Source organism: Roseovarius carneus, assembly GCF_020141465.1.
Lineage (GTDB): Bacteria > Pseudomonadota > Alphaproteobacteria > Rhodobacterales > Rhodobacteraceae > Roseovarius > Roseovarius carneus.
The window spans coordinates 1,683,225-1,697,105 of record NZ_JAHSPD010000001.1; the positions used below are offsets into that span (position 1 = coordinate 1,683,225).

At 60.1% G+C, this 13,881-nt stretch carries 12 protein-coding genes; 6 read left to right on the forward strand and 6 right to left on the reverse strand.

Annotated elements, in window-relative coordinates; all coding sequences use genetic code 11:
* Positions 1–46: 46 nt before the first annotated feature.
* From glpX to KUD11_RS08475, 3 genes are all read right to left on the reverse strand, one after another.
* Positions 47–1,012 (reverse strand): class II fructose-bisphosphatase, encoded by a 966-nt coding sequence (gene glpX, locus KUD11_RS08465; protein WP_109385092.1) that lies wholly within the window; start codon positions 1,010–1,012, stop codon positions 47–49.
* Positions 1,013–1,167: 155 nt separating this feature from the next.
* On the reverse strand, positions 1,168–2,454 hold the full coding sequence (locus tag KUD11_RS08470) for a homoserine dehydrogenase (RefSeq protein ID WP_109385091.1): 1,287 nt from the start codon (positions 2,452–2,454) through the stop codon (positions 1,168–1,170).
* A 98-nt stretch (positions 2,455–2,552) separates the two neighbouring features.
* On the reverse strand, positions 2,553–2,834 hold the full coding sequence (locus tag KUD11_RS08475; RefSeq protein ID WP_109385090.1) for a hypothetical protein: 282 nt from the start codon (positions 2,832–2,834) through the stop codon (positions 2,553–2,555).
* 213 nt (positions 2,835–3,047) lie between these two features.
* On the opposite strand from KUD11_RS08475, the gene KUD11_RS08480 reads away from it, so the two are divergent.
* Complete coding sequence (locus KUD11_RS08480; RefSeq protein WP_109385089.1) at positions 3,048–3,992, forward strand: NAD(P)-dependent oxidoreductase; 945 nt, start codon at positions 3,048–3,050, stop codon at positions 3,990–3,992.
* A gap of 66 nt (positions 3,993–4,058) precedes the next feature.
* Positions 4,059–4,592, forward strand: a complete 534-nt coding sequence (locus KUD11_RS08485) for a hypothetical protein (RefSeq protein ID WP_109385088.1) — start codon at positions 4,059–4,061, stop codon at positions 4,590–4,592.
* A gap of 42 nt (positions 4,593–4,634) precedes the next feature.
* On the opposite strand, the gene KUD11_RS08490 is transcribed toward KUD11_RS08485, so the two are convergent.
* The 3 genes from KUD11_RS08490 to KUD11_RS08500 are packed head-to-tail and all read right to left on the reverse strand — an operon-like array spanning position 4,635 to position 7,476.
* Positions 4,635–5,198: a TadE/TadG family type IV pilus assembly protein gene (locus KUD11_RS08490; protein ID WP_109385087.1), complete on the reverse strand. Its 564-nt coding sequence runs from the start codon at positions 5,196–5,198 to the stop codon at positions 4,635–4,637.
* A complete protein-coding gene (locus tag KUD11_RS08495) occupies positions 5,198–5,734 on the reverse strand; it encodes a TadE/TadG family type IV pilus assembly protein (protein ID WP_109385086.1) in 537 nt (178 codons plus the stop codon). Before KUD11_RS08495 ends, KUD11_RS08490 begins: the two co-directional genes overlap by 1 nt.
* Positions 5,731–7,476, reverse strand: coding sequence for a pilus assembly protein TadG-related protein (locus tag KUD11_RS08500; RefSeq protein ID WP_224380173.1), 1,746 nt, complete (start codon positions 7,474–7,476; stop codon positions 5,731–5,733). Before KUD11_RS08500 ends, KUD11_RS08495 begins: the two co-directional genes overlap by 4 nt.
* Before the next feature lie 358 nt (positions 7,477–7,834).
* Between KUD11_RS08500 and KUD11_RS08505 the strand changes: the two genes are divergently transcribed.
* From KUD11_RS08505 to rpoD, 4 genes are all read left to right on the forward strand, one after another.
* Complete coding sequence (locus KUD11_RS08505) at positions 7,835–9,265, forward strand: Glu/Leu/Phe/Val family dehydrogenase (protein WP_109385083.1); 1,431 nt, start codon at positions 7,835–7,837, stop codon at positions 9,263–9,265.
* 205 nt (positions 9,266–9,470) lie between these two features.
* The gene (locus tag KUD11_RS08510; RefSeq protein ID WP_109385082.1) at positions 9,471–9,779 is read left to right on the forward strand and encodes a DNA primase; all 309 of its coding nucleotides are present in this window, start codon (positions 9,471–9,473) and stop codon (positions 9,777–9,779) included.
* 48 nt (positions 9,780–9,827) lie between these two features.
* A complete protein-coding gene (gene dnaG / locus KUD11_RS08515; protein ID WP_109385081.1) occupies positions 9,828–11,780 on the forward strand; it encodes a DNA primase in 1,953 nt (650 codons plus the stop codon).
* A gap of 118 nt (positions 11,781–11,898) precedes the next feature.
* Positions 11,899–13,881: an RNA polymerase sigma factor RpoD gene (gene rpoD, locus KUD11_RS08520; RefSeq protein ID WP_109388037.1), complete on the forward strand. Its 1,983-nt coding sequence runs from the start codon at positions 11,899–11,901 to the stop codon at positions 13,879–13,881.

A 13,881-nucleotide genomic window follows, 5' to 3' on the forward strand; every position in this document is an offset into this window, starting at 1 on the left:
CCCAGCCCTTCTTCTTAGTTGAAATACTCAGAAAAACCCCGTGGTTTCACCCAATGGGGTTGCGATAGATCATCCGGCGCAGCGATCCTGTCTTGGAACGCATCAGAACGGTCTCTGTCTCCACATAGCCCTGCCGCCGTTTCACGCCTGCGGTGAGCGATCCGTCCGTCACGCCGGTGGCGGCAAAGATCACATCATCGGTGACCATCTCATCGCGGCTATATGTGCGGTCGAAATCCGTGATGCCCGCCTTGGCGGCGCGGCCCCGCTCGTCATCGTTGCGGAACAAAAGCCGGCCCCATATCTGCCCGCCCATACATTTCAGCGCGGCGGCCGCCAGAACGCCCTCGGGCGCTCCGCCCGAGCCCATATACATGTCAATCCCGGTCATCTTCGCCTCGGCGCAGTGGATAATGCCCTGCACATCCCCGTCAGGGATCAGGAACACGGCGGCACCCGTTTCGCGCACCTCGTTTATCATCTCTTGGTGGCGGGGCCGCTCAAGGATGCACACGGTCACCTCGGAGGGCTTGCAACCCTTGGCGTGGGCGATGGCCTCAACCCGCTCACGGGTGCTCATATCGAGGCTGATCACATCGGCCTCAAACCCCGGCCCAACGGCCAGTTTATCCATGTAAACGTCGGGGGCGTGCAGCATTGTGCCACGCGGGGCCATGGCGATCACCGTCAGGGCGTTTGGCATGGCCTTGGCGGTAAGGGTGGTGCCTTCAAGGGGGTCCAGCGCGATATCCACGCCCGGCCCCTCGCCATTGCCCACTTCCTCGCCAATAAACAGCATGGGCGCCTCGTCCCGCTCGCCTTCACCGATTACCACAACACCTTTGATTGAGAGCTTGTTGAGCTGCTCGCGCATGGCGTTCACGGCGGCCTGATCCGCGGCCTTTTCGTCACCCCGGCCAATCCATCCGGCACAGGCCAGTGCTGCTGCCTCGGACACGCGGGCAAGGCCCAATGAGAGCATACGGTCGTTGAAATCGATCTGAGCGGTCATGGGCTGTCCTTCGGCGTCTGTGGCCTCTTGGGGCCTTTATTTGAGCGGTCACTTCCAGTGCGGCGCGCTCGTGTGCAATCTCTCGTCTATATTTCTGCCACGTCTAGCTGTGTGGGCTGCGCCGCACAAGGGCAGGGGTATGCGCCAGGCGGGGCCTAGACCCGCTCAATCCGGAGGGCGACAGGCGTGCCTGCGACCACGCCAAGGCCCGGCATCACCTCCAGCGCCGTATCGAGTGCGGCGCGTGTGGTTTTATGGGTCACGATCAGCACGGGGGCGGTCTCTTCTTTGTGGTCATACTGGCGCATCCGGTCGATGGAGATCCCGGCCTCGCCCAGAACTGTGGCGACCTTGGCCAGCGCGCCGGGTTTGTCCTCAAGTGCCAGACGCAAATAATAAGGCGCGGGTGTGACCGCGCGCGCGGGTTTGGCCTTGGTCAGGATATGTGCGGGTTTTCCGAACACCGGGATACGGATGCCGCGCGCGATATCCATCACATCGCCCATCACGGCGCTTGCGGTGGGCCCCATGCCCGCACCGGGGCCGCGCATCACGACCTGCTCCACCTGGTCGCCTTCGAGCACGCACATATTCGTGCCGCCCTCAAGCTGTCCCAAGGGTGAGTTGTCCGGCACGAGGCAGGGCGACATGCGCTGCTCCAGCCCACGGCCCGTCATCTGACACACGCCCAGAAGCTTGATCCGGTAGCCCATATCGGCGGCGCGCTGGATGTCCTCGATGGTGATGTTCTGGATGCCCTCAAGCTCGACCGCGTCGAAATCCACCTGCGTGCCGAAGGCGATGGCCGCCAGCAGAGACAGCTTGTGACCTGCATCAATTCCGCCCACGTCCAGATTGGGATCGGCCTCCAGAAAGCCCAAGCCCTCGGCCTCGGCAAACACATCCGCATAAGGCAGGCCCGAAGATTGCATTCGCGTGAGGATATAGTTGCAGGTGCCGTTCATCACACCCATCACGCGCGTTATCTCATTGCCTGCAAGCCCCTCGGTCAGCGCCTTGATCACCGGGATGCCGCCTGCGACCGCGGCCTCGAACCTGATCACGCGACCTGCGGCCTCGGCCGACAGCGCGAGGGCGTGGCCATGGTGGGCCAGCAGCGCCTTGTTCGCGGTAACCACGTCCTTGCCTGCGGCGATGGCGGCCTCGGTCGCATCCTTGGCAGGGCCGTCATGGCCACCCATCACCTCGATAAATACATCCACATCATCGCGCTGCGCGAGGGCCACGGGATCATCTTCCCATGCGTAATCCGACAATGGCACGCCGCGATCCTTGCCCTTTGAGCGGGCCGAAACGGCGGTGATGACCACAGGGCGGCCCGCACGCTCGGCCAGAAAGGTGGCTTTTTGGCGGATGATTTTCACAACACCGATGCCGACGGTGCCCAATCCGGCGATGCCGAGGCGCAGGGGGGTGGTCATGAGGCATATCTCCGCATCTGAACTGGGTTTACTGGCGTGGCGTGGGGATAGCGCGAAGGGCGCGGGGGTGCAACGCGGGTTTTGGGAGGCTGCCTGCGTTATTCGACCTTCTGGGCGAGGCGTTCGCGGCTGGGCGCGTCCAGAACACGGCCCCGGAGCCGATCTGCGCGCGCCTCAAGCTCGGCGATGCGGGCTTCGGTCCCTTCAGTTGTCTCGTCCGTGATGCGTCCCTCGCGCGCGGCCACATCCAGCTGCGCCAGCGGCACGAGGTCGGGATAACGCGCCTCCCGCACACTGTCGGAGACCGATGCGTCAAGCTCGGGGAACTGGCTGCACGCGGCAAGACAGAGGGGGATCAGAAGGGTGAAGTACGGGCGCATAGAGGGCCTTTGACGTTGGTCTGCGGAGATACTGCCATTCTTTGGCCAGGTGGGGCAAGCGCATCTGGAACAGGCCCGCCTAACTCGCCCGCCATGCGCTGATCTACGAGCCAAGCCCGATAGGGATCGCGGCATAGGCCCCCGATGGGTCGCAAACAGAAGCGACAGAGCGGTTTCGGCGCTTGAGAGTGACGAAAAATCAAGGAGTGGGTTATGAAAGTTGGGTTTATCGGTCTGGGCAATGTGGGCGGCAAGCTTGCGGGGAGCCTTTTGCGCAATGGCACGGATCTTGTCGTCTATGATTTGAACGAGGATCTGGTGGCGGGCTTTGAGGCGCGTGGCGCGCTGGGCGGCGGCAGCCCGGCAAGCATGGTGCAGGTTTGCGACGTGGTCATTACCTGCCTGCCCAGCCCGGCGGCGTGCGATGCGGTGGTGACCCAAATGCTGCCCGCCATGGCGCCGGGCAAGATCTGGATGGAGATGTCGACCACGGATGCGGCGGAGGTCAGGCGCCTCTCGGCGGAGGTGATCGCGCGCGGCGCGGCGGCTGTGGATTGCCCCGTCTCGGGCGGGTGCCACCGCGCCGATACAGGCAATATCAGCATTTATGCAGGGTGTGATCGGGCCACGTTTGACCGGGTTCTGCCCATTTTGACCATCATGGGCCGCCGTGTGCTGCATACGGGCGATATCGGCACGGCCAGTACGCTCAAGGTCATGACGAATTATCTGGCGACCGCGAACCTCATGACGCTTTGTGAGGCGCTGACGGTGATGAAAGCGGCGGGGCTGGACATGGCCACGACCTATGAGGCGATCCAGATCTCGTCTGGTACGTCCTTTGTGCATGAGACGGAAAGCCAGCTTATCCTGTCTGGCAATCGCGATGTGAATTTCACGATGGACCTTGTGCAAAAGGACATTGGCCTCTTTCAGACCATCGCAGACCGGCACAATGTGCCCTTGGAAATCTCGCCTTTGATGATCGAAATCCTCACCGATGGGCAGCGGCGCTATGGCGAGCGGGCGCAGTCGGACGAGCTGATCTGCCGTCTTGAGGAGGCCACGGGGCTCTCGGTCACGGCACCCGGCTTTCCTACCGCGCTGATTGATGATGAGCCCGAAGAGCGGGGCGCGGAGGTGCGGCCCCTACGGTAGGGCCATGCGGGCCTTTGGGCGCGCTTTGCGCTGGTCCTTTGGGTGCGGCGGGGGTAAGGCGCGGGCATGAAGACAAAAAAAGCCAAGAAGAAAAAGGAAGAAATCCTGATCGAGGTTCACCCCTCGATCCCGCGCCGCCTTTTCGTGCTGTCGTCCTTGGTGGTTCTGGGGCTTTTTGCGATCCACTTCGCCCTTGTGCGCTCTGAGGCGGAGCTTGGTCCGAAGCTTGCGACGCTTGCCTTTGGCATTGCCGTGCTCTGGGTCGCGGACCGCGTGCGTCAGGCGACCTCCGGTTCGCTGCAGCTGACCAAAGACACGCTGCGCCATTCCAGCGGTGAGGTTCTCACGACTGTGGACAATATTCGCAGCCTTGATCGCGGGGTCTTTGCCTATAAGCCGTCCAGTGGCTTCCTTCTCCGGCTGACCGAGCGGGGCGTGCGGCGGTGGGAGGTGGGGCTGTGGTGGTGCACCGGACGCTGGGTTGGCGTCGGCGGCGTGGTCTCGGCGCCGCAGGCAAAGGCGATGGCAGAGTTGCTCGCGCTGATGATCGCAGAGCGCGACGCCGCGATCACGGATCAAACGAAAACGCCCCGAAGCTAAAAGCTCCGGGACGCTGTCATTTTTCCAATGCCGTCAACCTTCTCAGGCGTCATCCCAGACAATTTGAGGGGCGAAGCGTGGGCTCGTCAAAACACGCGTCTCAACCAGTGTGGGATCAATCACGCCCAGGCGGAACATCGGCGCATAGAGTGAGGCCGCGTCGATGACGATAACCTCTTCACCGTCATTCATGATCGGCAAGCGGTTGCGCTGTGCTTCCACGTCTGCGTCGCTCATCGGCTGCATCCCACCGGTGCCACGGACTTCGCTCCACTTGACGGTGTATTCATCCTCTTCCACGTCATACTTCACGATTGTGACGCGTAGCTGATTGTCGCCATTATCATTGGACACCATGTCGAACACGGTCTTGGCGTTGTCCAAATAGACGGGCGTCACGGGCTGCATCTCGCGCGAAATCATGTCGGCGACGGTGTAGCTCGCTTTGTCGCGGGCACTTGCATAGCGGTGAACTTCGAAAAATTCGTAGGTTGCGGCAAGGGTCCAGAAGACGAGCGGCATACAGATGACCGCTTCGACCATCACCGATCCCGCTTCGTCGTTGCGGAACCGTTTCAGCCAGGTTTTGGGGCTCACTTTAAACATTACTGAGGCTCCTGCACAAAGGCCGTCATCGATACGATCGAGATTTGGCCGTTTTCATCGGATTCCAGCGCATTGGCCAGCGCATATCCCGGGAAGAGCGGGTCATACTTCACGCAAGCGCGCAGCAGCATGAGCTGGTTTTGTTGGCCGGGGGTGAAAGTGATCACTGGATCGCCTGTCTCCGCGCGGTCGGTGCATTGGGCTGTATCGCTCAAGTTGCCGAGGTTGCGGATGTCGGTCGGGATCATCTCAAGGCGCAGGTTCTCTTCGCAATTGTTGAATACGAAAGATTCGGCACAGATCCGTTGCTTGATCGCGTCATGGGCGGGCGCTGTGCCAGTGCCCAGACGGATGTCGCGCACGGCCATGTCGAGACCACGCTCCAGCATCGTGTGACGCATGGTCACAAAGCTCAGCTCAAGCGACAGGATCATGAGAGCCATGAAGATTGGGAAGACCACGGCGAATTCGGCAGTAACGGCGCCGTCTTCATCGCGGGCGAACCGGCGGAAGAGGTTTTTGCGTATCTTGATCATTGTGTCAGCCTCAGGTTGACCACGTTCGATGCGATCGAGCTGAACGCATCCGTGATGTTAATGCCTTCCGCACGGTAGTAATGGGCCACGGAGGAGGCACAGTTGCGCAGATTGGTCTCGGCGGTTTCGCCTTTGGCGATCTCAAAGCCGATGGTGTAGACGACCACGCCATTTTCTTTCGTGGCGGTGCAGACGTCCGACATCATGTTGTTTTTGTCGCTACCATCTTCGTGCTCGGTTCCGGTATAGTCGTTCCACGGACCCCAATCGCCTGTCACGCTGCCGTAAAAGTCGGGCGACATGCGGCCCCACATTTCCTCCCAGTCCAGACGCTCGGTTCCGATGTAGCCTGCCATGTCTTGCAGATCATCGAATTCGTCGTTGGTGATCCATTCCTGGCTGTCGAGGGCATAGTAACCGATACCGTCATCATCGAGGATATAGTAAGCCGAATCTGCGGCGCCCGAAGCCTCATAGACGCATTCCCAGCTGCTCCAGCGGCACACACTCTGCGAGGTTGTCGTCCAGTGGCGATAGATATGGTAGGCGTATTTGAACTGCATATTCTGCGAGGTCACGCGGAACATTTGTGAGTTCGGCCCACGATAATCGCTGCTCTCGTCAAAGAAATACGAGACCGTGTTCTGGCCGTCGCCCATCATTACGACGATTTTCAGCACTTCCGCCTCGGTATAGGCTGCCGGAAGCGATTCCAGCGTGGCGCTTATAAGCTCGTCTGTCTGAAGGCTGTCGACCACGGTGTCGAATTTTGGGTCCAGAAGGGCTGCGCCCCATTTCATCCCAAGGTGGCCGGACGTATTGCCGTCAGCGGTCAGGGCGTCGATGGCTGTGTGCAGTTCTGTAATGCTTGTCGAGTAAGGCAGGATCTCTGCATTTTCCTCGGTAAAGCACGAGCGCCAGCTTTGGTTCAGGTTGTCGAACCCGCCATAGACCGAGGTGTAGATCTGCTGGTCCATATACACGTCTGGATCAATGAAGGCGTTGTCGAAGTCGCTCTCATCAAAGCGCAGGCAGGTCGAATATTGCTGAACCTCATTCACGTTGAGCGCGGTATAGATGCCTTCACCAGGCGCTACATTCCAGCTGAACGGCACGAGCGAGATCACAGCATCACCGGGATCGGTGCTGTTGATGATCGTCGTCACGAAGCTTTTCGCGGCCTTTTGAAGGTTTGTGAGCTTGTTGTTGTTGCCCATTGAGCCGGACACGTCCAGCACGAGAGCTACTTCAAGCTTTGGCACGCGCATCATCGCGGTTGATGCCCCCCCCACGCTGAGGGTTTTGACGCCGCTCAGCTTCATCAGGTAAGTGTCCATGGTCATGTCGGCGCTGGCCGTTACGCTGGTAGAGTTCAGCGTGGCCACAACATCGTCGTCGCCCACATTGTCATCGTCGATCTCGTTGAGATACTCGGACATATCCGCCTTGGCGAAATAATCTTCCACGATGGCTTTGGGGCTGGACCCGAAGGGCGCGCCCGCACCGGCCAAAACCGCGCTGTCGAGCGTGTTCTGGATTTTGGCGCGTTGCATTTCCTGGCGCATAAGATCAATGCCCAGACCACCCGCGGCCAGCATCATTACGATCATCACAAGGGTGAAGGCGGTAATGGCACCGTCTTCATCCTCTTGGAAAGTTCGAAGCCAAGCCTTTGGGCTTCGGGGGGTTGCCCTCTGGTCCATACAGACCGCAGGCGTGATCTTGGAACTTTGATGTTTCACGTCTTTACCTCATTGACCGGGAATCGGTCTGCTGCGACTTAGTTTACGTCCCGTTTTTGATCGCTAATCAGTATGGCGGAACTAGGGCGAAACCTGAAGAAAATGGCGTCAAAAGCGCTGCTTTCATTGACACTTTGGGCTATTGATGAGGACTGTTTCTGAATGGCGGACAATGCCACAAACTGGCCCCATTTTCGGTTGCGCGAGAGGCGAAAAAGATGCGGAATTTTTTTGTCGAATTGCATGTAAAAAAGGCACGGCTGGACAAAAAAACCGCAGCCATTAAGCATGGGTTGGCAAATTGCACAATAAACTGCGCCTGCCCGGAGATGCCGGGCGTCGGCCGAGGGAGAAAAACATGACCATCGCCAAAGAACCAAGTTTCCGTGAAAGTGTTGACCTGATGTTCAACCGCGCGGTGGCGCTGATGGATCTGCCTCCGGGGCTGGAGGAGAAGATTCGCGTGTGCAATGCGACCTACACGGTGCGCTTTGGCGTGCGCCTGCGCGGCAAGATACATACGTTCACGGGATACCGCTCGGTTCACTCCGAGCATATGGAACCTGTGAAGGGCGGTATTCGCTATGCGATGGGCGTGAACCAGGATGAGGTGGAGGCGCTTGCGGCGCTGATGACCTATAAATGTGCGTTGGTGGAGGCACCGTTTGGCGGCTCCAAGGGCGGTTTGCGCATCGATCCGCGCGAATGGGACGCGGATGAGCTTGAGCGGATCACGCGGCGCTTTGCCTATGAACTGATCAAGCGCGACCTGATCAACCCCTCCCAAAACGTACCGGCCCCCGACATGGGCACGGGCGAGCGGGAGATGGCGTGGATCGCGGATCAATACAAACGCATGAACACGACTGATATCAATTCACGGGCCTGCGTTACGGGCAAGCCGGTCAATGCGGGCGGTATCCAAGGCCGGACCGAGGCGACGGGGCGGGGCGTGCAATATGCGCTTCAGGAGTTCTTCCGCCACCCCGAGGACATCAAGATCGCAGGCCTCTCGGGCAAGCTGGATGGTAAACGGGTGATCGTGCAGGGCCTCGGCAATGTGGGCTATCACGCGGCCAAATTCCTGAGCGAGGAGGATGGCTGCATCGTCACTGGCATTATCGAGCGGGATGGGGCGCTTTTGAGCGACAAGGGTCTTGATGTGGAGGCGGTGCATAATTGGATCGCCAAACATGGCGGCGTGAAGGGATATCCCGGGGCTGAGCATGTGCCCGAGGGCGCCAAGGTTCTGGAGAAGGAATGTGATATCTTGATCCCTGCGGCCCTTGAGGGGGTGATCAACATCTCCAACGCGGCGAATATCAAGGCACCTCTGATCATTGAGGCGGCGAACGGGCCTGTCACGGCGGGTGCAGATGACATCCTGCGCGAGAAGGGCTGTGTCATTATCCCCGACATGTACGCCAATGCAGGCGGCGTTACGGTCAGCTATTTCGAATGGGTCAAAAACCTCAGCCATATCCGGTTTGGCCGGATGGGTCGGCGGCAAGAGGAATCGCGCCACCAGCTTATCGTGGATGAGCTTGAGCAACTGAGCGCGGACAAGGAGCTTGGCTGGACCCTGACACCCGGCTTCAAGCAGCAATATCTGCGCGGCGCAGGCGAGCTTGAGTTGGTGCGCTCGGGCCTCGATGACACCATGCGCAGCGCGTATCAATCCATGCGCGAGGTCTGGCATGGGCGCGAGGACGTGAAGGATTTGCGCATGGCTGCGTATCTTGTTTCCATCGATAAGGTGGCTTCGAGCTATCGCGCCTTGGGCCTCTAAGCGTTGGTGAAGTGTCTGGGGTCGTGTGCCTGGCCTTCTGCACGCGTTCCTCGCGCGTAGCGGGCCGCAATCCTATCTCATCATGGTCTTCCGCTCGCTTGCGCAGACGCTTGCCTATGACCTTGGGGAAGCCGCTCTTGTGGTTGCGGGGTGGGCCGGGCTGAGGCACTCTGGGAAGAGTTAATTTGAGGAAAGTGAGCCAACGATGATCCGTTTTGCCATTGCTGCCGTTTTTGCACTGACCGTTCTGCCCGCACCCCATGCAAAGGCCAGCGATGCGGGCCATCATTGCGCGCCCACTGCCGAGATCGTCCAGATGGCGGTGACAGCCCGCAAATTGGGGGCGGAAGCCGACGCCACGCAGGCGGATATCCTGGCAAATGACGCGGTTGAGGAGCGTTATGTGCCCGCTGTCCCGTCATTGGTGGAATGGGTCTACACCCTCCCCGAAGAGCAGCTGACCGATGAGGTGGCGGCGTCCTTTGAGGAAGCCTGCGGCGCGAATATCAACTGACACCGCCCGCCCCTTGGCGCAGGGCCTGCATTGCGCCATATTGGGGGGATGAGTCTGCCCCCCGGTTTCCTGGATGAATTGCGCACACGGACCTCCATCGCTCAGGTGGTGGGGCGCAAAGTCATGTGGGACACGCGCAAGTCCAATCAGGGCAAGGGCGACATGTGGGCACCATGTCCGTTCCATCAGGAAAAAAGCGCCAGTTTCCACGTCGATGACCGCAAGGGTTATTACTATTGCTTTGGCTGTCATGCGAAGGGCGATGCGATCAGCTTTGTCCGCGAGACGGAGAATGTGGAGTTCATGGAGGCAATCCGCATTCTGGCCGGTGAGGCCGGGATGCAGATTCCCGAGCGCGATCCGCAGGCACAGGCAAAGGCCGACCGCCGCACCCAGCTGATTGAGGTGATGGAGCAGGCGGTGCAGCACTTCCGCCTTCAGCTTCAGACCGGGGCCGGGGCCGAGGCGCGCGCCTATCTGGAGCGGCGGGGGCTCGATGCGGCGACGCAGGATCGTTTCGGTATCGGTTTCGCCCCGGATGCGTGGCAGGGCCTTTGGGACCATTTGACCGCCAAGGGCGTGGAGCCGGACCTGATCATGGGCGGCGGTCTGGCCAAACCCAGCAGCAAGGGTGGCAACCCTTATGACGTGTTCCGAGGTCGCATCATGTTCCCCATTCGCGATCCGCGCGGGCGCTGCATCGCCTTTGGGGGCCGCGCGATGGACCCCAATGACAATGCGAAATATCTCAACTCTCCGGAAACGGAATTGTTTGATAAATCTGCCACGCTCTACAATTATGGACCCGCGCGCGAGGCGGCAGGTAAGGGTCAGCGTCTGATCGTGGCGGAAGGGTATATGGATGTGATCGCCCTCAGTCAGGCCGGGTTTGAGGCAGCGGTGGCTCCTCTTGGGACGGCGGTGACGGAGGCGCAGCTTCAGATGCTCTGGCGCGTCTCGGATGAGCCTGTGATGGCGCTTGATGGGGACCGCGCGGGCGTGCAGGCGGCACGGCGATCGATGGATCTGGCTCTGCCCTTGCTTGCGGCTGGCAAATCCTTGCGGTTTGCGTTGATGCCCGAGGGGCAGGACCCGGATGATATCCTACGCGCGGAAGGTGCGGGGGCCGTGGCCGCCCTTGTGGAGGGCGCGATGCCGATGGTTCAGCTTTTGTGGCAACGCGAGACCGAAGGGCGCAATTTCGACAGCCCTGAGCGCAAAGCGGCGCTGGACAAGACCCTGCGCGAGGCGATTGGCCGTATTCAGGACCCGTCGATCAAGGGGCATTATGGCCAAGCAATCAAGGAGATGCGCTGGGCGCTTTTCTCGCCCCGCCGCGATGGGGGGGGCAAGCGCCCTTGGGTACCGGGGGCCAAGTATCAGCCTCCCGCGGTCCCGCGGGCTAGTACGAAATCCTCGCTTCTGGCTACGGGCGACTGGCGCGCACAGGCCCATATGCGCGAGGCTGTGATCCTCGCCGCACTTGTTTGCACCCCAGCGGTGTGTGCAGAATTCGAGAGCGCGCTGGAACGTCTGGATTGCTTTGATCCGGTGCATGGGGCCTTGCGTGATTTGATCCTCGCCCATGCAGACGAGGGGCCGGAGGCCTTGCGCGCAGCGATTGATGCGCAGATGGGGACGGAGACCCTTGAAAAGCTGATGGCCTTGCCCCACGTTGCGTTGATGCGCCCCCTGCGCCGTCCGGGGGATGTGGAGCCTGCGCAGATGACCGTGGCCGAAGAACTGGCCAAAATCGCCGCGCGCAGGGGCGTGAAGGATGAGATGGTGGACGCGGCGGAGGACCTTTCGGGCACGCCCGACGAGGCCGTGACATATAGATTGGGGCAGGCTGCCGAGGCGCGTAATCGCGCCGACCGGAGTCAGCATAAGGACACTGCGGAATATGATCTGGCCGATAATGGGGCCCGAATCAATCGTGGCGAACGGGAAGAGTTCGACGCGTTGCTGGACAGGATCACCTTTTCAAAACCTCGCCGTTAGGGTGTTTTGGTGAGGAAATAGTAAAATAATCAGGGTAAACGGGTGGCGAATCACCTAATCTGTCAGATGATTCGTTTGGGGCGAATCACTCAGCCGCCCGTCACATCAGGAGATGTTCATGGCCGCCAAAGATAACGACGACCAGAAACCGGACAATGTCGACGCTGAACTGTCTCTGGATATGAGCCAGGCCGCGATCAAAAAAATGATCAGCGAGGCGCGCGAGAAAGGCTTCATTACCTATGATCAGTTGAACGAGGCGCTGCCGCCGGATCAGGTAAGCTCGGAGCAGATCGAGGATGTGATGTCCATGCTGTCTGAGATGGGCATCAACATCATCGAGGCGGACGAGGTCGAAGAAGAAGAGCAACGCTCCACCGCGCTTGCCGAGACGGGCAAGCGGGGCGAGATCGTCCTGGGCTCGGGCAATGCCGAAAAGCTGGACCGCACGGATGATCCTGTGCGGATGTATCTGCGCGAGATGGGCTCGGTCGAGCTTTTGTCGCGTGAGGGCGAGATTGCGATTGCCAAACGGATCGAGGCCGGGCGCAACACGATGATTGCAGGGCTCTGCGAGAGCCCGCTGACCTTTCAGGCGATCACGATCTGGCGCGACGAATTGCTGGGCGAGGACATCCTTCTGCGCGATGTGATCGACCTTGAGACGACATTCTCGGGACAGCTGGGTGAGGAAAGCGAGACCGTGGCCGAAGCCGCGAATATCACCTCGGCCCCCGGCGCGGCCAACAAGGCCGACACCAGCCCCGAGCTGGATGCCGACGGCAACCCGATTGCCGATGACGATGATGATGACGAGGACGATCAGGCCAATATGAGCCTCGCGGCGATGGAAGCCGCGCTGAAGCCCGCCGTGCTGGAAACGCTGGACCGTATCGCCGATGATTACGTGCAGCTGAGCGAAATGCAGGACAGCCGCATCTCAGCCACGCTGAACGAGGACGGGTCTTTTTCCGCTAAGGCAGAAGTGACCTATCAGACTCTGCGCTCGGAAATTGTTGTGCTGGTCAACTCGTTGCACCTGCACAACAACCGGATCGAAGCGCTTATTGATCAGCTTTACGGCATCAACCAGCGGATCATGATGATTGATAGCGCCATGGTGAAGCTGGCGGATCAGGCGCGCATCAACCGGCGCGAATTTATCGACGCCTATCGCGGGCGCGAGCTTGATCCCAACTGGACCGAGGACATGGCCGCCAAATCCGGGCGCGGCTGGCAGATGTTCATGGAGCGCTCGCCAGAGAAGGTGAGCGAGCTGCGCGCAGAGATGGCGCAGGTCGGGCAGTATGTGGGGCTCGATATTTCCGAATTCCGCCGCATCGTGCAGCAGGTGCAAAAGGGCGAGCTTGAGGCGCGCACAGCCAAGAAGGAAATGGTTGAGGCGAACCTGCGGCTCGTGATTTCCATCGCCAAGAAATACACCAATCGCGGTCTGCAATTCCTTGACCTCATTCAAGAGGGCAACATCGGCCTGATGAAGGCGGTGGACAAGTTTGAGTATCGCCGCGGCTATAAATTCAGCACCTACGCGACATGGTGGATCCGGCAGGCGATCACGCGAAGCATCGCGGATCAGGCGCGCACGATCCGTATCCCGGTGCATATGATCGAGACCATCAACAAGCTGGTTCGCACAGGCCGGCAGATGCTCCATGAGATTGGCCGCGAGCCGACGCCAGAAGAGCTTGCTGAGAAGCTGCAAATGCCGCTTGAGAAGGTGCGCAAGGTGATGAAAATCGCCAAGGAGCCGATTTCTCTTGAGACGCCTATCGGCGATGAGGAAGACAGCCAGCTTGGGGATTTCATCGAGGATAAGAACGCCGTTCTGCCTTTGGACAGTGCCATTCAGGACAACCTGAAGGAAACCACGACGCGGGTGCTCAGCTCACTTACCCCGCGCGAGGAGCGTGTCTTGCGGATGCGCTTTGGCATCGGGATGAACACCGACCATACGCTCGAAGAGGTCGGTCAGCAGTTCAGCGTGACGCGCGAACGTATCCGCCAGATTGAAGCGAAAGCCTTGCGGAAACTCAAGCACCCCAGCCGATCGCGCAAGCTCCGGTCGTTCTTGGATCAATAG